This is a genomic window from Xanthobacter sp. NM-59, from assembly GCF_021401125.1.
GTDB lineage: Bacteria > Pseudomonadota > Alphaproteobacteria > Rhizobiales > Xanthobacteraceae > Xanthobacter.
Genome location: NZ_JACBFQ010000007.1, coordinates 177,181 through 200,231, shown reverse-complemented (window position 1 = coordinate 200,231; position 23,051 = coordinate 177,181). Strand labels below are relative to the sequence as shown.

Annotated in this window: 21 protein-coding genes; 12 read left to right on the top strand and 9 right to left on the bottom strand. The window is 68.1% G+C overall.

Annotated features, from left to right (window positions below; all coding sequences use genetic code 11):
• Nucleotides 1–86 precede the first annotated feature (86 nt).
• A complete protein-coding gene (yihA, locus tag L0966_RS14155; RefSeq protein ID WP_234052589.1) occupies nt 87–746 on the top strand; it encodes a ribosome biogenesis GTP-binding protein YihA/YsxC in 660 nt (219 codons plus the stop codon).
• A gap of 314 nt (nt 747–1,060) precedes the next feature.
• Here yihA and L0966_RS14150 read toward each other — a convergent pair whose 3' ends face one another.
• The gene (locus L0966_RS14150; RefSeq protein WP_234052588.1) at nt 1,061–1,252 is read right to left on the bottom strand and encodes a hypothetical protein; all 192 of its coding nucleotides are present in this window, start codon (nt 1,250–1,252) and stop codon (nt 1,061–1,063) included.
• A 408-nt stretch (nt 1,253–1,660) separates the two neighbouring features.
• A complete protein-coding gene (locus L0966_RS22380) occupies nt 1,661–2,320 on the bottom strand; it encodes a cold-shock protein (protein ID WP_304945416.1) in 660 nt (219 codons plus the stop codon).
• A 725-nt stretch (nt 2,321–3,045) separates the two neighbouring features.
• Between L0966_RS22380 and L0966_RS14135 the strand changes: the two genes are divergently transcribed.
• A complete protein-coding gene (locus L0966_RS14135; RefSeq protein WP_255684017.1) occupies nt 3,046–3,693 on the top strand; it encodes a nitroreductase in 648 nt (215 codons plus the stop codon).
• A 15-nt stretch (nt 3,694–3,708) separates the two neighbouring features.
• On the opposite strand, the gene L0966_RS14130 is transcribed toward L0966_RS14135, so the two are convergent.
• Nucleotides 3,709–3,954 carry a hypothetical protein gene (locus L0966_RS14130; RefSeq protein WP_234052586.1) on the bottom strand — a complete coding sequence of 82 codons (246 nt, stop codon included), beginning with the start codon at nt 3,952–3,954 and terminating at the stop codon, nt 3,709–3,711.
• 208 nt (nt 3,955–4,162) lie between these two features.
• On the opposite strand from L0966_RS14130, the gene L0966_RS14125 reads away from it, so the two are divergent.
• Entirely contained in the window at nt 4,163–5,770 is a 1,608-nt protein-coding gene (locus L0966_RS14125) for a gamma-glutamyltransferase family protein (protein ID WP_234052585.1), read from the top strand.
• Nucleotides 5,771–5,975: 205 nt separating this feature from the next.
• Here L0966_RS14125 and L0966_RS14120 read toward each other — a convergent pair whose 3' ends face one another.
• Together L0966_RS14120 and L0966_RS14115 are read right to left on the bottom strand one after the other, a co-directional pair.
• Nucleotides 5,976–6,170, bottom strand: coding sequence for a hypothetical protein (locus L0966_RS14120; protein ID WP_234052584.1), 195 nt, complete (start codon nt 6,168–6,170; stop codon nt 5,976–5,978).
• 150 nt (nt 6,171–6,320) lie between these two features.
• A complete protein-coding gene (locus tag L0966_RS14115; RefSeq protein ID WP_234052583.1) occupies nt 6,321–6,908 on the bottom strand; it encodes a CarD family transcriptional regulator in 588 nt (195 codons plus the stop codon).
• Nucleotides 6,909–7,481: 573 nt separating this feature from the next.
• Between L0966_RS14115 and ahcY the strand changes: the two genes are divergently transcribed.
• Nucleotides 7,482–8,879, top strand: a complete 1,398-nt coding sequence (gene ahcY / locus L0966_RS14110; RefSeq protein WP_234052582.1) for an adenosylhomocysteinase — start codon at nt 7,482–7,484, stop codon at nt 8,877–8,879.
• A 107-nt stretch (nt 8,880–8,986) separates the two neighbouring features.
• On the opposite strand, the gene rimM is transcribed toward ahcY, so the two are convergent.
• Nucleotides 8,987–9,541, bottom strand: coding sequence for a ribosome maturation factor RimM (gene rimM, locus L0966_RS14105; RefSeq protein WP_234052581.1), 555 nt, complete (start codon nt 9,539–9,541; stop codon nt 8,987–8,989).
• Nucleotides 9,542–9,737: 196 nt separating this feature from the next.
• On the opposite strand from rimM, the gene L0966_RS14100 reads away from it, so the two are divergent.
• On the top strand, nt 9,738–11,189 hold the full coding sequence (locus L0966_RS14100) for an FAD-binding oxidoreductase (RefSeq protein ID WP_234052580.1): 1,452 nt from the start codon (nt 9,738–9,740) through the stop codon (nt 11,187–11,189).
• 445 nt (nt 11,190–11,634) lie between these two features.
• On the opposite strand, the gene L0966_RS14095 is transcribed toward L0966_RS14100, so the two are convergent.
• The 3 genes from L0966_RS14095 to L0966_RS14085 are packed head-to-tail and all read right to left on the bottom strand — an operon-like array spanning nt 11,635 to nt 15,261.
• Nucleotides 11,635–13,689 (bottom strand): SpoIIE family protein phosphatase, encoded by a 2,055-nt coding sequence (locus L0966_RS14095; RefSeq protein ID WP_234052579.1) that lies wholly within the window; start codon nt 13,687–13,689, stop codon nt 11,635–11,637.
• A complete protein-coding gene (locus tag L0966_RS14090) occupies nt 13,689–14,525 on the bottom strand; it encodes a hypothetical protein (protein WP_234052578.1) in 837 nt (278 codons plus the stop codon). The genes L0966_RS14095 and L0966_RS14090 overlap by 1 nt, the downstream gene beginning before the upstream one ends.
• Nucleotides 14,515–15,261: a hypothetical protein gene (locus L0966_RS14085; RefSeq protein WP_234052577.1), complete on the bottom strand. Its 747-nt coding sequence runs from the start codon at nt 15,259–15,261 to the stop codon at nt 14,515–14,517. Before L0966_RS14085 ends, L0966_RS14090 begins: the two co-directional genes overlap by 11 nt.
• Nucleotides 15,262–15,425: 164 nt before the next feature.
• On the opposite strand from L0966_RS14085, the gene L0966_RS14080 reads away from it, so the two are divergent.
• From L0966_RS14080 to L0966_RS14050, 7 genes are all read left to right on the top strand, one after another.
• Nucleotides 15,426–16,175, top strand: a complete 750-nt coding sequence (locus L0966_RS14080; protein ID WP_234052576.1) for a hypothetical protein — start codon at nt 15,426–15,428, stop codon at nt 16,173–16,175.
• Entirely contained in the window at nt 16,172–18,157 is a 1,986-nt protein-coding gene (locus L0966_RS14075) for an MFS transporter (protein WP_234052575.1), read from the top strand. Before L0966_RS14080 ends, L0966_RS14075 begins: the two co-directional genes overlap by 4 nt.
• Nucleotides 18,157–19,167: an ABC transporter substrate-binding protein gene (locus tag L0966_RS14070; RefSeq protein WP_234052574.1), complete on the top strand. Its 1,011-nt coding sequence runs from the start codon at nt 18,157–18,159 to the stop codon at nt 19,165–19,167. Before L0966_RS14075 ends, L0966_RS14070 begins: the two co-directional genes overlap by 1 nt.
• Entirely contained in the window at nt 19,164–19,850 is a 687-nt protein-coding gene (locus L0966_RS14065; RefSeq protein ID WP_234052573.1) for a GNAT family N-acetyltransferase, read from the top strand. The genes L0966_RS14070 and L0966_RS14065 overlap by 4 nt, the downstream gene beginning before the upstream one ends.
• A 276-nt stretch (nt 19,851–20,126) precedes the next feature.
• Nucleotides 20,127–20,582: an ATP-binding protein gene (locus L0966_RS14060; protein ID WP_234052572.1), complete on the top strand. Its 456-nt coding sequence runs from the start codon at nt 20,127–20,129 to the stop codon at nt 20,580–20,582.
• 548 nt (nt 20,583–21,130) lie between these two features.
• A complete protein-coding gene (locus L0966_RS14055; protein WP_234052571.1) occupies nt 21,131–22,759 on the top strand; it encodes a Na/Pi symporter in 1,629 nt (542 codons plus the stop codon).
• Nucleotides 22,749–23,051 (top strand): STAS domain-containing protein, encoded by a 303-nt coding sequence (locus L0966_RS14050; RefSeq protein WP_234052570.1) that lies wholly within the window; start codon nt 22,749–22,751, stop codon nt 23,049–23,051. The genes L0966_RS14055 and L0966_RS14050 overlap by 11 nt, the downstream gene beginning before the upstream one ends.

The following is a 23,051-nucleotide window of genomic DNA, read 5'->3' as shown; positions in this document are numbered from 1 at the left end:
CCGCGCTCAGACGCGAAGAGCGGGACGTTTTGCTCCGTCTGTCGGCGAGCGCTTGCGCCGAAGGGCCGCCTTGGAGATAAGGCTGCATGACCGAACGCGCTTCCAATACGCCCGCAGCCGACCCCTTCCTGGAAACGGGGCGACTCATGTTCGCCGCCGACTGGCAGTTCATTGCCGCCGCGCCCACCATCGAGGTTCTGCCGCCCATGCTGGGGGTGGAGGTGGCGCTGGCGGGGCGCTCCAATGTCGGCAAATCCTCTCTGGTGAATGCCTTGACCGGGCGCAAGGCCTTGGCGCGCACCTCGGTCACCCCAGGCCGCACGCAGGAGCTCATCTTCTTTCGCGCGGAGCCCGAGCTGACGCTGGTGGACATGCCCGGCTATGGTTTCGCCAAGGCGCCGAAGGACAAGGTGGATGCCTGGACGCGCACCATCCGTGCGTATCTGCGGGGGCGGGTCAATCTCGGCCGTGTGTTCGTGCTCATCGACTCGCGCCACGGTATCAAGCCGGTGGACGAGGAGATTCTGGACCTGCTGGACAAGGCCGCGGTGTCCTACGCCCTGGTGCTCACCAAGATTGACCAGGTGAAGCCCACCGCGCGTCCCCATGTGATCGCAGCGGTTCAGGAGCAGATCCGCAAGCGGCCGGCGGCGTATCCGGAGGTTTTTCCCACGTCCAGCAATACGGGTGAGGGCTTCGCCGAGCTCCGCGCCGCAATTGCGAGGCTTGTGGCTGAACGCAGCTGAGGCGCTGGGGCGAAGACTCAACCGGTTCTGCGCAGGCCTAAGCCGAGCGCAGCGCAGCCTCGCAAGGGGGCGGGCCTTTGAGCCCGCATCCACTCCCCGGAGGGCGCGTGACGGTGTCGCTGTCAGATGAGGCCGGGTGCGCTTCGGTTCCGGGGAATGGGTGTCGCCCGGCATCGCGGCCATGGCGCGAGCGCTGTCGAGTGAAACTGGGCAGCCTGCAGAAATCGGAACGGGCGAGCACGTCGGCTGCGGACTTCTAATCGGGAAGGCTGGGATTGCGGATCATACTGCCGCATGCCCAGCCGTCTCCCGGCTCAGTGCCCGTCGCGCTCCTCTTGAATGAGCGCTTCGGTGGCGGCGATGGCGCCTTCCAGCTCCGAGATCTTGCGCAGCATTCCATCCGACGGAAGGGTCGTGCCCTTGGCGGCGGTCAGCAGGAGGTCACGCTGGGCCGTTTTGAGACGTTCGAGGAGGCTCGAGAGGTCGGCCTCTACCGTTTGCGTCATTTTATTCTGGTACTCCAAAGAACTGAATAAGGCGCCCGTTTCAGCCGCCCGCTGTCGGTGTCGCCAGGAAATCTGTCACTCTAACGCGTCGATCCACGTCGCGAATCTGGCTCATGGGCGACACGAGCCGGGCAGGGAGAGAACGCCCGTGCGCACCCTGCTCAGCAATCGCCGGTTCTCTCGCCAAACGCCGCGAGCGACCAAGTCTGGCATGGGGGATCTCGGTTCAGGACCTGGATCGGCCGCATGGCGCATAACCCGATCTGATGGGGCTCATGGCGGGGCAAACGGGCGCCGCCCACTTGGGGGAAGCAGGGTTTCACCCGCGTGGCGCCCGGCGCTGACGAGACCTTAAAACGCTTGCGCGCACCACCGTTTCCGATGGTGCGCGCAAAACTTGATCCAGGATCAGTCGGCCAGCTCGATGCCGCGAGCCTCGGGGCCCTTCGGACCCTGGCCCACCTGCACCACGACCCGCTGCCCTTCGGCAAGGTCGGTGAGGCCCGAGCGGGAGATCACGGTGACGTGCACGAACACGTCCTTGCCGCCACCTTCCACCGCGATGAAGCCAAACCCCTTGTCGGGGTTGTACCACTTCACGGTGCCCACGCGCTCCTCGGTGGGGCCGGACGCAGCGCGCGGCCCGCCGGCGCCACCGCCCATGCGCGGGGCAGCGCCGCCGAAGCTGGTGCGACGCGGGGGAGCGGCCTCAGCGGTCGAGGTGTCGACTTCGAGCACCTCGGTCACCTGGCGGCCCTTCTGGCCCTGGCCCACGCGGACGGAGAGCTTGGAGCCGGGAGGCACGCTCTCCTGGCCGGCGGCCTCAAGGGCGCGGGCGTGCAGGAAGACGTCGCCCGAACCGTCGGACAGCTCCACGAAGCCGAAACCCTTTTCAGGGTTGAACCACTTCACGGTCGCGTCGATGGGCGGGCCGGAGGGAGCGGGGGCGCTGAAGCTGCTCGGCGATGAAAACGGACGGTCCCCTCCGAAGCCGCGATCACGCGGCGGCGCAAAGTCGTCGTCAAAGCCACGGCGGCGCGGCTCTCGGAAGTCTCGGTTACGGCTCATGTGTATTTCCGTTGAGGTCAGTCGCCAATTTGGGCTTAGGGCCATCCACCACTGCTGAATTCAAACGCGTCTCATGTGCAGATTAACTTGCACGTCCCGGGCGATTTGACCTCCGCCTTCGCACGACGTTCAACCCAGCCACCCGCTTCTTGCCTCGTAGCCTAATGGACAAGGCCGAAAAATCGCGTCCAAACAATTCTGCGGAGCACGCGCTTGCCGGCCAAGAAGGACACTAACACACATTTGGTTCCATTTGGTACATGAATGTTGAAGTCTTGCACGCCCCATGGGCAGCGCGCCGCGCGCTGCCGCGTCAGGATTTCTGCACCGGCGAAGGATATCGCGCGAACGCCCCGCAGTGCGGGAGCGCGCGCGGTCGTTTCGCCGCATGCCGGATGGGCTTTACGCTGGGCACGCTCATGCAAGACGATGATCCGGCAGAAAAATACGGTGCGGGGCCGCTTCGTTTCGCGCTCTGGTCGCACTCGCGCGCGGGCGGCGCGGTGGTGGGGGCGCTGCGGCAAGGCAGGCGTCCGCGTCGGGGGCAGGGGGCATAGCCCGGACTGCTGGCGGTAATCATGTCGGGCCACAGCGCAGCGAAGGATAGGCTGGGAGATACTCGTGTTCATCTGATCACAAAAAGTTGAACACGGGTGAGGCGCGCCGGAGGGCGGTCCGCTCGGCGGCGCCCGGTCCGGGGTGCGGGACGCTTGAGAGGTATCGTTATGAATACACAGCAACAGCCGAAGGGCCATCACGGTTCGGCGCCCAGCCATGATGGCACGCCGCTGCCGACGGAGCCCCTCCCGGAGGCCCTTGGACTCCTGGAGCATCGGCGCTCATTACCGTTGCGGTCTCTGGTGGGGCCGGGGCCCGATGGGGGGACGCTGGACCGCATGCTGACCATTGCTGCGCGGGTGCCGGACCATGGCCGCCTCGTGCCGTGGCGGTTCATCGTGCTCGAGGGCGAGGCGCGGGCCGTCGCCGGTGATCGGCTGGATGCGCTTTATGTGCGGCAGATGGGAGAGCTTCCGGCGGAGAAGGGGCACATGTGGCGGGACTATCTCCTGCGGGCGCCGGTGACGGTGGTGCTGGTGAGCCGGCCTGATCCGCAGGCGAAAATTCCGGTGTTCAACCAGCTGCTGTCCGTCGGCGCGGCCGGCATGAATCTTATGCTGGCGGCGGAGGCGCTGGGATTCTCGGCGCTGTGGCTGCTGAAGTGGCCGGGGCGGGATGCCGATGCCGCCGCGCTGCTGGGCGTGGGCGCCGGTGAACAGGTGGCCGGCTTCTTCCACATCGGGCGTCCGGCGGAGCGCGTTGCGGATCGTCCACGCCCGGCCCTTGACCAAATCGTGACGCGTTTTGCGCCCTAGCCGGCGGCGGAACGCTCAGTGGCGCAGGGGTTCCGCTTTGGCGGCCCGGCGGAAATAGAGCACCGAGACATAGATGCCCAAAAGGGCGAACAGGCCCATGAGGGCGTATTCGCCGACATCACCCAAAGAGAACAGGCCGGCGACCGCCCAGCCGGCCGCGATGGCGGTGGCGATGGCCTGGGTGGCGATGAGAATCGCCGCGCTGCCCACGGTGAGCACGTTGGTCCAATTCACCGAGCCAGGAACCGCCGGCTGCGTCATCACTCTCTCCTCGTCATCCCTGGCGAATGCTTGCGCGCCATGGATCCGCCTTTCGCTGTGGGGCGGCGCGATCAGGCACTTTCGCGCGAGCGCTACCCAAACCCTGCGAAAACGCTTTATGGGGGGCGGACCTTGGCCCGACCGGGGGGGCGGGGTCAAGGCTTGCGCCCGGCGTTTCCCGGTCCTTCCCTTCCGTGGAGTGTGTTCCATGCTGCCCGCCGCCGCCCATGAGAGTGTCCACGCCCGCAGCGGCATCGTCGCCGCGCCCCATCGCTTGGCGGTGGAAGCGGGACGCCAGGTGCTGGCGGAGGGGGGAAATGCCATCGAGGCGGCGGTGGCCGCGGCTGCCACCATCGCGGTGGTCTACCCCCATATGAACCATGTTGGGGGCGATGGATTCTGGCTGGTGCGGGAGCCTTCCGGCCGTGTGCGTTACCTGGAAGCCTGCGGCTTTGCGGGCCGTGAGGCCACCATTGCCCATTACCGCGATCTGGGCCTGGAGAGCATTCCACCGCGCGGCCCGCTGGCGGCGCTGACGGTTCCCGGCGCCGTCGGGGGCTGGCGCCTGGCGCTTGAGGCTGCGCGCGGCCATGGCGGTCGCATGCCGCTCTCGCGCCTGATGGAAGAAGCGATCCGTTATGCGCGCCAGGGAATGCCCGTCACCGCCTCCCAGGCGCGGCTGACGCAGGAGAAGCTGGATGAGCTGAAGGGCCTGCCGGGCTTTGCGGCGGTGTTCCTGCCGGGCGGCCAAGCGCCGCAGGCGGGGGAAACGCTGCGCCAGGAGCGCCTGGCCGACACGCTGGAGCACCTCTCGCGCGCCGGGCTCGGCGACTTCTATCAGGGCGACGTGGCGCGGGAGATGGCCGCCGATCTGGAGCACATGGGCAGCCCCGTGCGACGGGAGGATCTGGCCGCCTTCTCCGCCCGCGAGCGTGAGCCCCTGCGGGTGAAACTGCCCCAGGGCGATGTGTTCAACGCCCCGCCCCCCACCCAGGGGCTGGCGTCGCTGATGATCCTTGGCCTGTTCTCGCGTCTGCAGAGCGAGGGGGCGGAAACATTCAGCCATGTGCACGGACTGGTGGAAGCCACCAAGCAGGCCTTCCTGGTGCGCGACAAGGTGGTGTGCGACCCGGAGCGGGTCACCATGGACCTGGGGCGGCTGCTCTCGGACGCGGATCTGGAGGCGCGTGCCGCGCGGATCGACCCCCGGCGCGCCCTGCGCTGGCCGCATCCCTCTCAGGCCGGAGACACGATCTGGCTGGGCGCGGCGGATGCCTCGGGGCTGGTGGTGTCCTACATCCAATCCATCTTCTTCGAGTTCGGCTCGGGCTGCGTGCTGCCCTCCACCGGGGTGCTCATGCAGAATCGCGGAGCCAGCTTCTCTCTGGATTCCCGGGCACTCAACGCGCTGGCGCCGGGGCGGCGCCCGTTCCACACTCTCAATCCGGCGCTGGCGGTGCTGAAGGACGGGCGTGTCATCGGCTACGGCACCATGGGCGGGGAAGGGCAGCCACAGACCCAGGCCGCGGTGTTCACGCGCCATGTCCAGTTCGGGGTTCCGCTGGGAGAAGCCATCGCTCGGCCACGCTGGCTGCTGGGGCGCACCTGGGGCGCGCCCGAAACGCGGCTGCGCCTCGAATCGCGGTTCGAAGAGGGACTCGTGGAACGCCTGGAGGCGGCGGGGCACGATCTGGTGGTGCTGCCGGAGGCGTATTCGGACACCATGGGCCATGCGGGCGCCGTGGTGCTGCATGCTCGCGGTGGACTTGAGGGCGCGCACGACCCGCGTGCCGATGGTGGCGCTGCGGGCATCTGATGTCGGCTCCGTTCGGCGCTTCCGCTCAGAAACGACGCGGGTTGCCGCGCTGCGGGTTTTCCCACGTTGGCGGCGGCGCCGGGTCTCCGGCGCCGCCGCCGGGGCGTCTCATGCAAGGCGCACGCTGAATTCAAGGTGCGCGGGCGATGCGCATGTAACGGCGCTTTGCGGCCCCGCGCGCACTTTGCCCGTGAAGAGCGGTGCGTCAGCGCTGGCCGCGGTGTTCCTCATTCTTGCGCTGGGGGGTCTGTTGCCCGCCCTGCTGAGGTTGCCCGCCCTTCTGGCCAGGCATCTGCGCCTGCTGCTGCTGGCGCTCGGCACCCCGTTGTCCGCCCTGCGGCTGGGACTTCTGGTTGGGGTTGGACTGCGACGCGCGCTGGTCCTGATCGCGGCTGGTCATCTTCACTTCTCCCGCTCGAGCCCCACGCCACAACGCCGGTGGGGCGGGCGGGTTCCCCTTCCGGTCAGATCCGGCGCCGGAAGGGGGTAGAACGCCAAAAGGCCCGGCATTGCCGGGCCTTGCAGCACACGTGAAGCAACCGGGCCGAGATCAGGCCGCCTCTTCGGCGTCCATGTCGGTGTCGACTTCCGCTTCGTCGGCGGCCTTGGCGGCACCGCGGCGCGGACCCTTGAGCAGGTTCTGCTCGATGAGCTTCACCGATTCGGTCTCGGTGATGTTCTGCACCGCCGAGAGCTCACGGGCCATGCGGTCGAGAGCGGCCTCATAGAGCTGGCGCTCCGAATAGGACTGCTCGGGCTGGGTGTCGGAGCGGTAGAGGTCGCGGACCACCTCGGAGATGGCGACAAGATCACCGGAATTGATCTTGGCTTCGTATTCCTGGGCGCGGCGGCTCCACATGGTGCGCTTGATGCGGGCGCGGCCCTGCAGGGTCTCGAGCGACTTTTCGACGATATTGGTCTCGGAAAGCTTGCGCATGCCGACGCTGGCGATCTTGGGCACGGGCACCCGCAGCGTCATTTTATCCTTCTCGAACGAGATCACGAAAAGTTCGAGCTTGAAACCGGCGACTTCCTGTTCCTCAATGGCCATGATTCGGCCGACGCCATGCGACGGGTAGACAATGTGCTCACCCGTCTTGAAGCCGAGACGGGTCTGCGCGTTCTTCTTGGTCGACATGCTCTTGACCACTCCCGATCCGCCCCGGAGGCCGGATCTGTTGGCGCGTGTCACGTCCCGGTCCGGTCACCGGGGCGCGGGGCGCCGTGCGCTGTGGACATGGGTCGCGGCCGGACGCCCGACGACCCGCTCTGCCAGCCGATGGCCATAACAAGCTGCCGCGTCACGCCGCCGACGCCTACGATGCGGCGGTTGACACGCAAATCTCACCTCGGTGCTCCAGAGGCTCCTGTGATCTCGAAAAGCCTGTGTGCCGAAAGAGGGGTATTCCCAGACTGCGCGAAGGTGTACGCGCTTGCAGCATTGGTGGAAGCAATCGACTGTAAAGTGCCGTATATCACAATTTTTGTAAGAATCAAAGCGCGCTTGTCGGGCTTCCGACCAGCCTGCGTTGTGTGCGCTGCGGAACTCAGACCCCGAAAGGGCTTTTCATGTCGGCCATATAAACATTTCTTTATGTCTTGATTGCTGCCGTCCTCTCTCCGTGCTAATGGCCCGCGGGCCGAACTTGATGCCGCGACCGATCCTTGCCTCGCGCCCGTTCGGCCCGGCCGATTTCCAGCGGAGTAAGCCATGAGCAACGATTACGTCGTCAAAGACATCAACCTTGCCGACTGGGGCCGCAAGGAACTGGACATCGCCGAGATCGAGATGCCCGGCCTCATGTCCACCCGCGCCGAATACGGTCCCGCGCAGCCCCTGAAGGGCGCCCGCATCGCCGGCTCGCTGCACATGACCATCCAGACCGGCGTCCTCATCGAGACGCTGAAGGCGCTGGGCGCGGATGTCCGCTGGGCGTCGTGCAACATCTATTCCACCCAGGATCATGCCGCTGCCGCCATCGCTGCGGCCGGCACCCCGGTGTTCGCCGTGAAGGGCGAGAGCCTGGAAGACTACTGGGAATACACCCACCGCATCTTCGAATGGGGTGACGGCGGCCTGCCCAACATGATCCTGGACGACGGCGGCGATGCCACTTTGCTCGTCCATCTGGGCAAGCGCGCGGAAGAAGGCGATACCGCCTTCCTCGACGGCGCCACCAATGAGGAAGAGGAAGTGCTGTTCGCGGCCATCAAGCGCCGCCTGAAGCACAAGCACGGCTGGTACAGCCAGCTCGCCGCCTCCATCCGCGGCGTGACGGAAGAGACCACCACGGGCGTGCATCGTCTTTACGAGATGCAGAAGAAGGGCACGCTGCTGTGGCCCGCCATCAACGTGAACGATAGCGTCACCAAGTCGAAGTTCGACAATCTCTATGGCTGCCGCGAGTCGCTGGTGGACGGCATCCGCCGCGGCACCGACGTGATGATGGCCGGCAAGGTCGCCATGGTCGCCGGCTTCGGTGACGTGGGCAAGGGCTCGGCCGCTTCGCTGCGCAATGCGGGCTGCCGGGTGATGGTGTCCGAGGTGGATCCCATCTGCGCCCTGCAGGCCGCCATGGAAGGCTATGAGGTCACCACCATGGAAGATGCCGCGCCCCGCGCCGACATCTTCGTGACCTGCACCGGCAATGTGGACGTGATCACCGTGGAGCACATGCGCGAGATGAAGGATCGCGCCATCGTGTGCAACATCGGCCACTTCGACAGCGAGATCCAGGTCGCAGGCCTCAAGAACTTCAAGTGGCACAATGTGAAGCCGCAGGTGGATGAGGTGGAGTTCCCCACCGGCCGCCGCATCATCCTGCTCTCCGAAGGCCGCCTGGTGAATCTCGGCAACGCCACCGGCCATCCGAGCTTCGTGATGAGCGCCTCCTTCACCAACCAGACGCTGGCGCAGATCGAGCTCTTCACCAAGCCCGGCGCCTACGACAAGAAGGTGTACACCCTGCCCAAGCACCTCGACGAGAAGGTGGCTTCGCTGCACCTGGAGAAGATCGGCGTGAAGCTGACCCAGCTCTCCGAGCAGCAGGCCAACTATATCGGCGTGCCGCAGGCCGGCCCCTTCAAGGGCGACCAGTATCGCTACTGATCGCACCCGATCCCAGACATGCGAACGCCGGCCTTCGGGCCGGCGTTTTCATTTGGGCCGCTCCTGGTCTGTCAGGGCGTGCCGGCCCGATGGGGCGGCATGCGCCGTCAGCCGTCGGCGGTATCTTCGCCGGGCTCGGGCTGCTCGTTGCCCTTGTCGATGAAGTCCGCCGCCAGCACCACCCGGCCGCCGGGCACGTCCACCACCGGCACGGCGAGGCGGGTGAAGGGCACCATCAGCGTGCGCCCGCGCCCGGTGCCGGCGGGTGCATATTCCAGCACGTCGCCCGCGCCGAAATCATGCAGGGCCATGACGGTGCCGATGGGCTCGCCGGCCTCGTTCTCCACCCGCAGGCCCAGAAGGTCGGCATGGTAGAAGGTGTCGTCGTCCTCGGCGGGGGGCAGGGCATCGCGCGGGACGTAGAGGTCCACATTGGTGAGGGCCTCGGCGGCGTTGCGATCATCCACGCCGGCCAGCCGCGCCACGAAGTGGTCCTTGGCCGGGCGTAGTGTGGTGATGGCGAATTTCCGCCGCCCTTCAGCATCGGTGAGCGGCTCGTAATCCAGCACCGCCCCGGGGTCCTCGGTGAAGATGAACAGCCGCACCTCGCCCCTCACGCCGTGGGGAGCGCCAATGCGGGCGACGAGGATGCGTTCGGTCACGGGGATCTCCGATGCAATGAAACAGGCGCTTGTTCTTCCCCAACACGCGGAAAAATGAAAGCCCGCAGGTGTGGCGGGGCGGCCGCGGCGGCTCCCCCGCGCGCTGGGGCGGGGCCGGTTGCGCCGGTGGGAGAGATCTTGCGCCGCGGCATTGTCCGCCCTTGCGGAGGCGCGAGGGCTCGGGCACTTTGCCGCCATGTCTACCGCTGCTCCCGCACCCCTTCTCTTCGATGCCAGCCGCCTCGAGGCGCTGCTCGATCGTATCGCCGCCCGCATCGGCGCGCGCAATGTCGTGACCGACGCCGCCGAGCTCGCCCCCCATCTGGTGGAGGGGCGAGGCCTCTATCACGGCACCACGCCCGCCATGCTGAAGCCGGCGGATACGGCGGAGGTGGCCTTCATCGTTTCCGAATGCGCGGCGGCGGGCGTGGCCCTGGTGCCGCAGGGCGGCAATACCGGGCTCGTCGGTGGTCAGACCCCGTTCGGCGCGGTGCTGCTGTCTCTGGCGCGGCTCAACCGTATCCGCAGCCTGGATGCCACCGACCTCACCGTGGTGGCGGAGGCGGGCTGCACCCTGTTTCAGGTGCAGCAGGCTGCGGCCGAAAAGGGCTGCCTGTTCCCGCTCTCCATCGCCTCGGAGGGCACCTGCCAGATTGGCGGCAACCTCTCCAGCAATGCCGGCGGCACTGCCGTGCTGCGCTATGGCAACATGCGCGAATTGGCCTTCGGCCTGGAAGTGGTGCTGCCCGACGGGCGGATCTGGAACGGCCTTTCCCGCCTGAGGAAGGACAATACGGGCTACGACCTGAAGGACGTGTTCATCGGCGCCGAGGGCACGCTGGGCATCATCACCGCCGCCTCGCTGCGCCTTTTCCCGGCGCCGCGCCAGCGCACCACCACCTTCGTGGGCCTGGCCGATGTCCATATGGCGCTGGCGCTGCTCAACCGGTTGCGGAACGTGGCCGGGGACGCGCTCACCGGCTTCGAGTTCCTCTCCGAGTTCGGGCTGGCCACGGTGCTGAAGCATGTGCCCGGCACCACGCGCCCGTTCGCCGGCGAGCACGCTTTCTATGTGCTGGCAGAGCTGACCTCCACCCGCCGTGACGACGACCTGGCGGCCTTGGCGGAAGGCGTGCTGGGCGAGGCGTTCGAGGCCGGCGAGATCGAGGATGCGGTGATCGCCTCCAGCGAGGCACAGTCCCAGGCCCTGTGGAAGCTGCGCGAGTCCCTTTCGGAGGCGCAGAAGTTCGAGGGCGGCTCCATCAAGCACGACGTCTCAGTGCCGGTGTCGCTGGTGCCGAAATTCGTGGAGGAGGCGAGCCGCCTGTGCGTGGACCACATGCCGGGCCTGCGCCCCTGTCCGTTCGGCCATATGGGCGACGGCAACATCCACTTCAACATCAGCCAGCCCGTGGGGATGGACAAGCAGGCCTATCTCGACACCTGGGAGGAGTTCAACCGCCTCGTCCACGATCTGGTGGCGAGCATGGGCGGTTCCATCTCGGCGGAGCATGGCATCGGCCTGTTGAAGCGCGAGGAACTGCGGCTCTACAAGGATCCGGTCGCCATCGAGCTGATGGCCGCCCTGAAGAAGGCGCTGGATCCGGCCGACCTCATGAACCCCGGCAAGGTGCTGCCTCCGGAGTGAGGGGCGCAGCGGTCGGCAGGATGAAAAGCGATAGCGGCGGGCCTCGGCTCGCCGTTTCGCATTTCCAGGCCTTATGGGCGCCGGATGTGGCGTGGTGCTTTTGAGTTGTTGCGAAGGGCGCCGCCCGGTCCGGTCCCGTTCCACGGCGACGGAGCAAGGCTCTTTCGGATTGAGTTGGGCTGCCGCGGCGCGTCTTGGAAACTGCGACGCACTCTATCCTTTGTTCCCATTCGTTTAGTTTAGGTCGGCCCGGTCCCGCCTTGCTCGGAGGCCTCCCCGTGTCTCTGTGTGCGTCATCGCCTCGCAGAAGTGGCCTTATTCATTGAATTGGCGCATCTTTTTTGCATAAGCGGGTGCCCGCGATGCGCGAAAAGACTTGCGTGGACTCTATCTCCGCGCGCTCTCCGCATGTTCGCCCCGGCGCCGGGCGTTCCGCGGCGCATGCTCAGGTGCTGTGGCGGGCGCTCTTGCTGCCAAAATAGCGCAGGGTCAGGCAGGTGATGTCGTCCGCCTGGGGAGCGCCGCGCTCGAAGATGTGGACCGAGGCCAGCACCCGTTCCGAAAGCTCCGGTACCGACCAGTCCGCCGCGCCGGTGGCCAGCAGCGTTTCCAGCCGGCGTTCGCCATAGGCGTTCTCGTCCACGTCGAAGGCCTCGGTCACGCCGTCCGTATAGAGGAAGAGCGTGTCGCCGGGTTCCAGCTTGAAGGTGCCTTCGGTGTAGATGAAGCCATCCATCACCGCCACCGCCATGCCCTTGGTGCTGGGCAGGGTGATGACTTCGCCGCCGCGGTGGACAATGTAAGGCAGGTTGTGGCCGGCATTCACATAGGTCACCTGGCCGGTATCCAGGTTGATCACGCCATAGACCAGGGTGACGAACAGCATCTGCTCGTTTTCCACGGCCAGAAGGTCGTTGAGACGGCGGATGCAGCCGGCGGGGGACCGTTCGAATAGCGCGGTGGAGCGCAGCAGGGTGCGCGAAATGGCCATGAAGAGGGCCGCCGGCACGCCCTTGCCCGACACGTCCGCCACCACGAAGCCGAGGGTGCGCTCGTCGATCATGAAGTAGTCGTAGAAGTCGCCGCCCACCTCGCGGGCCGGCGTCATCTGGCCGTGCACGGCCACGCGCGCGTCGGGCGGGAATTCCTTGGGCAGGATGGCGAGCTGCACCTGGCGGGCAATCTCCAGCTCCTGCTGCAGGCCGGCGAGCTTGGTCTTGGTGATGAGGGCCTCGCGCAGCTCCACCACCATGGAGCTCAGGCGCGTATGCTGCTCGATGATGCGGCGGGAGAGGTCGTGCAGCACCCGCGCCACGCGCTTCAGCTCGTCGTCCTTCTCCAGGCGGGAGCTGTTGGCCAGCAGCGCCAGCACCTCCTCGCGGTCGGTGGGGTCGATGGAATCGGCCAGCGACTTGAGCTCACCGGAAATCACGATGCCCTGCCGGCGGCGCACCCGCTCGCGCTGGCGGCGGGCCTCGGCCAGGGCCTGGACATTGCCGCGCAGGGCCAGCACCGCCGATGCGATGCGCCCGATCTCGTCGGAGCCCGTATGCTCCACGGTCACCGAAGTGTCGCCGCGCGCCAGGGCCTGCAGCACGTCGATGGCCTCCTCCAGCGGGCGGAAGCTGTACCAGAGGAACATGTTGAGGCCGATCACGCCCAGCACAGCCATCAGGATGGCGCCGATGATGGCGGACCGGCGAATGAGGCTGGTGGCCTGGAGGGTCTCGGTATTGTCGATGAGGCTCACCAGCGCGGCAATGGTGCTGCCGTTGATGTCCTCCACGGGGATGGAGGTGACGCTGCAATCATGCCCGTCGAGCTCGATGCGCCGGGACAGGGCATGGCGCGGGGCGATGTCGAGCTTGGCCCGCTCCCACAGGCGCATGTCGGTGGAGGCCACCACCCGCCCGCGCACGGTGACGAGGGTGGTGGAGGCGCCGATGCCGCGGGCGAAGCGGTCCATGCCGATGCTGGCGTCACGCCCGAGCACGATCACCACGGTGCCCTTGCCCGGCAGCTCGATGGTGCGGGTGGCGAGCACCAGGATGCGATTGCCCGCCACCTGCCGCAGGCCGAGGATGGCCTCTCCCTTCAGGGCCCGGTCGAGGCTGCCGGCGTCGAGCACGCTGCGGGTGGGGCTCGCGCCGCCGGCGCTGTAGATCAGCTCGCGGTCGGCGCCCACCACTTCAAGCGCGGTGTCCGGGTCGGAAACATCCACGCCCAGGTCACTCAATGCGGAGGCGATGCCGGGGCGGTCGGCGGCGACGAGGGCTGTGCGGAAGGGGGCCGAGCGGTCCACCCGCTCCAGGATGCGCGAGAGGTTCGAGGTCTGGAACGCCACGATCTCGCGCCACAGCACGCTCTGGCCGGCAATGGCGACTTCGCCTTCGCGCGCTTCCGCCACGCGGTCACGCAGCACGGTGGCACCCCAGATGCCGAGCATGAGAACGCTGAAGCCGAGGGCGACGATGAGGGTGATCCGGGTGCGCAGAAGCATCACTCGCCCCGCTCCTGATGGCGGGCCCCGTCCTTGTCGGCGGCCGGAGGTGTTTGAAGCACCTCGCGCCGCAGGCGTTCCACGTCGGGCCGGATGCTGCCGTCGAAATCCACCGCCAGCAGTTCCTCCGCATAGGCGTCAAACACGGCGCGGCGTTCGCGGATGTGCCGGTTGCCCTGGGCCAGGGCGCGGAAGGCGCGGCCGATGGCCCCGCGTGCGCGCTCAGGGCGGCCGGAGCTGCCCGGCTCGGGCTCGAAATCGCCCGCGGCGGCCCGCGCCAGCGCCGCCGTGAGGCGTGCCTCGCTGCGGTCCAGGGTGAGGCCGGCGGTGACGCCAGCCGCCAGCGCCGCCAGCGCCGCGAAGATGAACACCGCCAGCGCCGCCTGAACGCCCACGCCGCCGAACTGGTCGGTGAGGGCCACCGGATTGGTCGCGACCTCCACGGTGGCGACCGTGTTGCCGCTCACCACCACCGGGGCGCTGGTGGAATCGACGCTGGGCTGGTCGCCCGTGGCGCTGCGGATCTCGCGGCCATCGGGCCCGCGCAGGATGATCTGCGTGATGGCGGGTGTGCCCGCCAGGGTCGCCTTCAGGTGGTCTTCCACCCCGGGCAGAAGCTTGAGCGGGACGCCGAACCGCTCGGCCTTCTCGAACTGCTGGGCCAGCGTGCGCGCCACCGAGGTGCCGATCACGAGCGCATCGCGCCGGGCACCGTCTTCCACCCGCGCCCGATAGCTGGTGGTGAGAATGGCCGCGGCGATGCCGCCCACGATCAGGGTGACGAGAAAGGCGGCGAGGCTGGTGATGAGGCGCGCCCGCCCGGGATCAGGCCGCATCGTCGAGTGCTCCGAGCTGGCTCAGGCCCCGGTCGACCCGGGCCGCCGCCTGGGTCCAGCTGTGCTGCGCGGCCGTGGCCAGGCGTGGCAGGCCCACATCCCCGCTGGTGCTGACGGCCTCGCCGGACAGGATTCGCGCCACCCGCTCGAACGGGCGCGACATGACATGGTTGAAGATGCCGGCGGCGAGGGCGGCGGTCGCCCCGCCCACCGCCGCCAGCAGGACGACGAGGCTGGTGAGGCTGAGGCCGAGCGAGTCGGAGCGGGCGATGCGGCCACGATCGGAGGTGGTGACGGAAATGCCGCCGGCAACGCCGAGGTCGTTCTCGAAATGGGTGCCGAACACGGTGTCTCCCCGCTCCACCGTCTGCCAGATCCCGGCGTCGGCCAGCCGCCGCACCCAGTCGGTGGGCACGCTTTCGCCGATGACGCTGCGGTCGGTGGAATAGAAGGCGCGGCCTGCCGAATTGAAGATGTCGATGGCGAGCACGGAAGGGTCGCTCGCCTTCTCACGCTCAATGCGCTCCTGGAGCGGCGAGACCTGGTCGAGGGCGAGGCCGATGGACAGGTTGGCCTCGGTGGCCGTGCGCAGGTTGGTGAGCAGATTGGCGACCCGCGCGCGCTCGATCTGGAAATTGACACGCTCGCTGGCGGCGAAGCAGATCACGGCGACCGCCACCACCGTAGCGATCACCGCGAAGATCACGACAAATGCCAGCCGGCTTACGAACGTCATGGAATATGCTTTGCTGTGCGGACGGGCGGGACGTTAACCGCCCCAGCCGGACCAAACCAGAAAAAAACCGCGCAAGGTTTAAAAAAACCTGCAATCTCAGGATGCTTTTCATCATTCTGCGAGCCTGACATGGTGTCGTGTACTCCATTTGGAGGAATCCCCGGATGACGCGCACAGCGCTGTGGCTCATTGGCGTGTTTGCGCTGATCGCGGCCGCCTGCGTCGCCTTTGGCGCCTATTTCTCGTCCGTCACGCTGGTGAATGCCTACCGCTCCGCGGTGGAAGCGCGATTCGCGGTGACGGCATCGCGCCTTGCCGCGGTGGTGGAGCGGGCCTCCTCCCTCGGCATCGCCCTGCCGGCCCAGGCGACCCTTCCCGCATTGCTGGAACGCGAGGCGCGGATCGAGCCGGCGCTGCAGTCCATCGACCTGGTGGACGAGCGCGGCGTGGTGGTCTTCTCCAGCGTCGCTTCCCGCGTGGGCGCGGCGTCGGAGAAGAAGCCGCCCCATTCGGTGCGCCGCGTGGTCCTCAACGATTTTGACGCGCCCATCGGGCAGGTGGTGCTGCGCTATGACCCGCAGGTGCTGGCGGAGGGGGAGGGCGCGCTGCAACGGGACCTGTGGCGAATCGCCTGGCCGGCCCTGGCGGGGGCGTGCCTCGCCACCATCGCCATCGGCCTGCTCCTGGCGGTGGCTCTGCGCCGCGCGGCCCTGAAGGCGGCCGATCCCGCGCGCTGGCCACCGGCGGCGCGCGCGGCCCTGGCTGAGGCCCAGAGCGCCCATGCCAGGGTCGAGCAGGAACTGGCGGGGCAGGAACTGGCGGGGCAGGAACTGGTGGGGCAGGCTGCCGCGCGCGGCGCGGGTGGGCACGGATCGCCGACCCTGGCCGGCGCATCAGGAAAGATCGGCCGATGATGGGGCTTCGGGCAGGGATCACGGTTGCCATCGCATTCATCTTGTGCGCGGCGCTGGCGCTCATCGCCTGGGGGGCCCACCGGGCGGCGGAGCACACCATTGTTCCCGCCATCCTGGTGAAGGCGGAAAGCGTCGGCCGCTCCGCCGCGGCCCTGGTGGAACGGGCCGACGCCACCGGCATTCCGCTGGACCAATTGGTGGGCGTGAGCGGCTATTTCGACGAGCTGCGGGCCGCCAACGGGGAGTTCGCGCAGATCCGGCTGCTGCTGCCCTCCGGCGCGGGCGCCTCTTCCGGCTCCGTGCAAGGGCTCGACGCTCCCACCGTGGTGCGGGTGCCGGTGCTGCGCGAGGGCGCGACCGTGGGCGAGATCGCCATCACCATCGACCCCTCGGTGGTGTGGCAGCAGGTGGCGGCGGTGCTGGTGGACGTGGCCTTCATCGGTGTGGTGGCGCTGCTGGTGGCGCTGGAGCTGGTGGCCCTGGTGGTCGGCACCCGCGGCATCGAGGCGGTGGCCGCGGTGGAGCAGCGGGTGCGCGCCCTGGCGCGCGGGCGCCTTGCGCTGTACCGCAGTGGCGCCGGGACCGAGGCAGAGGGCCTTGTCGACCCCGTGGACGCGCAGGTGGCGCGCCTGAGCACACGGCACGAAGCCATGCGCGAACGTGCCCGCGCCAGCGGCGACGCCGCAGTGTTGGCGCGCCTCGACGCGCTCTCCCAGCGCACTGGAATTGGTGAGACCGAGGCGGGCGAGAGCGGGCTGGCGGCGGCCATCCGGCCGGCGTTGTTCCTGTTCATGCTCTCGGAAGAGCTGACGCGGCCGTTCCTGCCGCGCCTCGCCCAGTCGCTCGCCCCCTCCGATGGCGTCATCAGCCCGGACACGGCGGCGAGCCTTCCCATCGTCGCCTTCATGGCCGTGGTGGCCCTGTGCCAGATTCCGTTCGCCGGCCTGTCCGAGCGCCTGGGGCGGCGCTCAGGCTTCGTGCTCGGCGCGCTGGCGGCGGCCGCCGGCTATGGGCTGGCGGCGGTGAGCGAGCATTACCTGCTGTTTCTCGCCGCGCGCATCGTGTCCGGGGCGGGCTATGCGCTGGTGTTCGTCTCGGCCCAGGGGCATGTGGTGGATCATTCCCAGGGGGCGGGGCGTAGCGCGGCGCTGGCAGTGTTCGTGCGGGCCATCATGGTGGCGTGCCTGTGCGGGCCGCCCATCGGCGGCGTCATCGCCGACCGGCTGGGAACCTCCGCCGCCTTGGGGGCCTCGGGGGTGGTGGCGGTCATCGCCATGGGCGTGGTGCTGATGGTGGTGCCGCGCGCGCCGCGCCGCGCCGCCCATGTGAGCATCGGGGTGGGCGATCTGGTGAAGGCCACCCGCGCGCCGCGCCTGATGGCGCTGCTGGTGGGCTGCGCCTTTCCCGCCAAGCTGCTGTTCGCGGCCCTCTGCCTGCTGCTGGTGCCGCTGGAATTGCAGCGGCAGGGCTATTCCTCCGCCGCCATCGGCCGTTTCCAGATGATCTATCCGTTGCTGATGGTGGTGGCGGTGCCCATCTTCGCGGCATTGGCCGACCGCTGGAACGCCCGCGCCACATTCGTGGTGGCGGGCGGGCTGGTTTCGGGGCTGGGGGCGCTGACGGTGCCGCTCCATCCTTCGGTGATGCTGATCGTGTTCGCTCTGGCCATGCTGGGGCTGGGGCAGGCGCTCTCCATCGCCTCCCAGTCCGCCCTGGTGGCGGATACGGCCGCCAATTCCGGCTTTTCCTCCGCCGGGGTGCTGGGCCTGTTCCGTCTGGTGGAGCGTTCCGGCAATGCGGCGGGGCCGGCGGGGGCGGGCGCGCTGCTGGCAGCGGTGGGATTTTCGCTTACAACCGCCATGATGGGCGCGGTGGTTGTGGCGGGAGCGGTGGTGTTTGCGCTATCGGGACGCAGCTTTTCCGCGCCGTCTGCTTCACGCCGCGCCACCCGCGCGGCCTCCTCGGAAGGGAGCCCTGTGTGATGGACCGACGTACGCTTCTTTCCCTGGGCCTGGGCGCCGGGGCCGCGAGCCTGCTCGGGCAGGCCGCTTCCGCCAACAGCCAAGCCCGCCCGTTCCGCATCCTGATGCTCACCTTCCGGGGCGAGACCGATGTGGAGCGCGGCTTCCGCGACTATTTCGCCGCCAATGAGATCGCGGTGGACTTCCTCACCCGCGATGTGGAGCGCGATGCGGCCAAGGTGAAGCCCATCCTGGCGGAGGTGCTGCCCACCTTCAAGCCGGACCTCATCTACACCTACGGCACGCCCAACACCCTGGCGGTGGTGGGGCCCTATGACGCGCCACCCGCGGCGCCGTTCGTGCACGACATTCCCGTGGTGTTCGCGCTGGTGGCGGCGCCGGTGCAGGTGAAGATCGCGCCCTCGCTCTCCTCTTCCGGCCGCAACGTCACCGGCGCCGTGCATGTGGTGCCCACCGACGTGCAGATGCGCGCCATGCAGAGCTATCGCCCGTTCCAGAAAGTGGGCGTGATCTATTCGCCCAACGAGAAGAACTCACTGGTCATCATCGAGGAGATGCGCGCCTTCTGCGCCGGCATCGGGGTGGAGGTGCTGGCGCAGCCGCTCAAGATGGACGGCACCCGCGCCACCGGCGACGGGGTCGAGGGGTTCGTGCGTGACCTGAAGGAGAAGGGGGCCGACTGGCTGTATCTGCCGGCGGATACCTTCCTCGCCTCCATCTTCGACCGCGTCGGCCCGGCGGCCCTTCAGGCCAAGCTGCCCACCTTCGGCGCCACCGAGTTCTTCCTGCGGGAGGGGCTGGGCCTGGTGGGGCTGGTGAGCCGCTATTATTCCGTAGGCCAGCTGGCCGGCTCCAAGGCGGTCGAGATCCTGGTGGATCATGTGCCGCCGCAGAATATCCCGATTGAGACGCTGAAGCGCTTCGCGCTCATCATCAACATGTCGGTGGCCAAGCAGCTCGGCGTCTATCCGCCCATCGCCATGCTTAATTATGCTGAGGTGATCACGTGACCACGGCTCGCAGCGCCGCGCCCGCGGCAATGTCGGTTCACGCCCGCCCGCTGGGTGCGGACGATGTGGATGCCATCGAGGCGCTCCATCGTGTCGCCATCGGCCCGGTCACCCGCCCCGAGGTGGTGAAGCCGGAAAGCCGCAGCTATTTCCAGAGCGTCGTTGCCGAAGGGCGCGGCTCCGCCGTGGGGATCTTCGACGGGGAAGCCCTCGTTGCCTATGGCATCCTCCAGCACGAGCACACCCCCGCCGACGGGCCGCACCGGCTCTTGAACCTGCCGCCGGAAACCTCGATTGGCCGGCTCGCCGGGGCTTCCGTGCACCCTGACCATCGCGGTCGCGGCTTCCAGCGCGCGGTGATCGCGGAGCGTGTGGCCTCGGCCCCGGCCGGCATGGTGCTGTTCTCCACCGCCGCGCCCATCAATACGCCGAGCTGGTCGAACCTGCTGGCCGGCGGCTTTCCCATTGTCGGCATCGAATTCTTCTTCGGCGGCTATGCGCGCTACGTGATGCTGCGCGACGGCTCGTCCTACGATCCCGAGCAGGTGGTGGTGGTGGACCCGCGGGATTTCGACCGCCAGCGCGCCCTGTTCGCCGAAGGCTGGCGGGGCTATGAGCGCCGGCGCCTGCCCGGCGGCGAGCCGGGGGTGATGTTCGCCCGCCCACGTTTTAGGGACGCCTGAAGAAGGCCCGCCAAAGCAACGGCATAGAGCATTTTTGCGATTCAACGCGCCGGGGAAATGCTCTAGATTGGCGGCAGTCGAGCGCTGAGGGTGTCGCGATGCCCCTTGCGCGCGCGGGGTCCCTCTCCGAAAGTACGGCGGACATGAAGATCGAGATCCCATCCCGGGCGCCGCGCATCGCGGTCAGCGTCCATCAGCACCGCCGGCCGGCATCGGGCGCGGCCCGCTTGGGGCGCGATGCAATCTTCTGCTGCGCGACCACCTAAGCCGCGGGCCATGACCATGCCGCCCGCCGCCGACACCCTGATTTCTGCGCTGCGGGTCGGCGCCGACATCGCCTCCATCGCGCAGGTGACATCCTGGCTCGGCGACCTGGCCGATGAACATGACTGGCCGCCGGCCATGCGCTTCGGCCTTGAGCTCAGTGTCGAGGAGGCGCTGACCAATGTCATCTCCTACGGCTTTGCCCAGTCCCCGCGCGAGCCGCTGATTCGCGTCGAGGTGCATGGCCTGGAGGGGGGGCGCATCGCGGTCCATCTCATCGACAACGGTGTCGCCTTCGACCCGACCACCCTGGCCGAGCCGGAGGCCGTCGATTCCATCGAGGATGCGCGGATCGGTGGGCACGGGGTGCAGCTGATGCGCCATTTCCTGGAGAGCCTCACCTATCGCCGCGAGGGGGACGAGAACCACCTGACCCTGGTGGCCGCGCCCGCCCGCGCCGCGGGTTGACCAGCATTCAAGAGACAGGGTGCCCATGGGCGCCTTCCCGCTCGCGCATTTGGGTGGGGGAGAGCCGGGAGCGGTTGCGGCGCGGATGCCGCGCTTTCAAGGCACTGCCCTTCCTCTCGCTGTGGAGAAAGGGGGCCCCAACGTTTCCCCTCCACAGTCCGCCCTGGCGCGCGGGAGAGGTGCCGCGCCACGGGGAAGGCGCGTGCCCCTTACGGCGAACAGGTTCACGAGGCTCCGGCCACGGGAATGATCGTTGCGCCAGCGTGCGAAGGCGGGCGCGCGGGCGGCGGTCCGTGGTGTCCGGAGTTCCGCGATAGGGGGGCAATGCTGTCGCATCACTGACACATCGGCTCGCTATCGCTTCCGTTTTAAATCTTTGAGGCCACGTCGCGACTGCGGCCCTGGCGCCGGTGCAAGGCTGACCGGGTGGGCTCATCGCGTGAGGCCGCCGCCTGAGGCTTGGGCGACACTGCGTGTTGAGGTGGGCCTGTTGAAGTCGTCCGGCTGTGGTGGCCGGAGTTCTGGGCCGGGGAGCCCGCGATGCGCGCATGACCATTCTGGCGGAAATCCTCGCGGGGCTGGGCCTTCTGTTCGTGGGGCTCAAGTCCCTCTCCTCCCACCTCCAGCAGGCCACGGGTCGGGGCGTGCGCCGGATGCTGCGCAGCGCCACCCGCTCGCCGCTGACGGGCCTTCTTTCCGGCACCCTGGCCGGCGCGGCCACCCAGTCGAGCAACGCGGTCGCCATCATCTGCGGCAACCTGGTGCGCGGCGGCGTGCTCACCACGCGTGATGCCATTCCGGTGGTGGCCGGCGGCAATGTGGGAACGGCGGCGCTGGTGTTCGTGGCCGCCATCGATTTCCGGCTGGTGGTTCTCTATCTGGTGGCGCTGGTGGGGTTCGGCTTCCAGCTCCGGCTGGACCGCCAGCCGTCGTGGCGCGAATGGATGGGGGTGGCGCTCGGCCTCGCCTTGGCACTGCTGGGGCTCGATTTCATCAAGCAGGGGCCGCGAGCCATCGATCCGGCGGTGCTGGGGGCGGCGCTCGATGCCGGCTTTTCGCCGCTGCTGGGCTTCGCGGCAGGGCTGGCGGCGGCGGCGCTCAGCCAGTCGTCCTCCACGCCAACCATCCTGGTTCTGGCGCTGCTGCAATCCTCGGTCATGGGGCTCGACGGCGCGTTCTATGTGGTGCTGGGCGCCAATCTCGGCTCCGGTCTGGCGACGCTGATCGCCGCCGGCGGGCTTGAGGGCACGGGGCGGCAGCTCTGCTATGTGCATATCCTGGTGAAGGCCATCGGCTGCGCGGCCGTGTTCGCACTGTGGCTGGCGGTGGGGAGTGCCGGGGCCGATCCCGCCCAATGGCTGTCCGCGGTGGGCGGCGGGCAGCCCGCCGTTTCGCTCTCGCTGCTGTTCCTCGCGCTGCAGCTCGCCGGTGCCGTTCCGGTGGCGTTCGGGCGCGGCGTCACCGAGACGATCGCCATCCGCCTCAGCCCGCCGACGCTGGAGGATGGCGCCTCGCGGCCGCGCTATATCCATGATCGGGCCATGGAGGCGCCGGCCACCGCGCTCGACCTTTCGGAAAGGGAGATCCAGCGGCTGATCCAGCTCCTGCCCACGTTGCTGCCCGACCTCGACGTGGCGGAGAGCGCGGGCGCCGGCGAGCGCCTGGCCTTGTGGCGCGGCGCGGCCAGCATCGCGCGGAGCACCGAGCATTTCCTGACCGATCTCATCGGCCGCGCTCCGGAGCGCGAGAGCCTCGATATCGCGCTGAGCCAGCAATCCCTGCTGGAAATGATCTGTGTGTTGCAGGACACGCTGCACGATTTCGCCGAGGTGGTGGAAAGCTATGAGCGGCCGCCGCAGCTGGCCTTCAACCTTTCCGAATCGCTGCGGGTGAACGTGCTGCTGCTGGCCGACGCATCGAGCGCGGAGGATTATGACGTGATCGCCGCCCTGACCGCCGATCGCAGCAAGCTGCTCAACGATATCCGCCGGAGCCTGGTGGGCGCTTCCCTTGGGGCGGGGGAGGATGCGCGCCGCCTGCTCTTGGCCACCAGCCTGTTCGAGCGCGCCATCTGGTTGATTCGTCGGACCGCGGTGGCGTTGCGCCCTGCGACGAATGACGATAATCCCAGTGACGGATTGATGTCGGCGGAGCGGAATGACGTCCATGCACATTGAGCGTGAACAGGCGGACGGCGCGGTGCTGCTGAAGGTGGCCGGGCGACTCGACACGCCCAACGCTAAGCCGTTCGAGACCAGCCTCATGGACGTGCTGTCCATGACAGACGGCCCGATCATCATCAATCTGGCCGGGGTGGATTATGTCTCCTCCTCCGGCCTGCGCGCGCTGCTGGTGGCCGGCAAGGCCATGCGCAATTCCAAGCGCCGCCTCTCCCTCACCTCCCTGCAGCCGCAGATCCGCGAGGTGTTCGACATTTCCGGATTCTCGACCCTGTTCGAGATCTCCTGA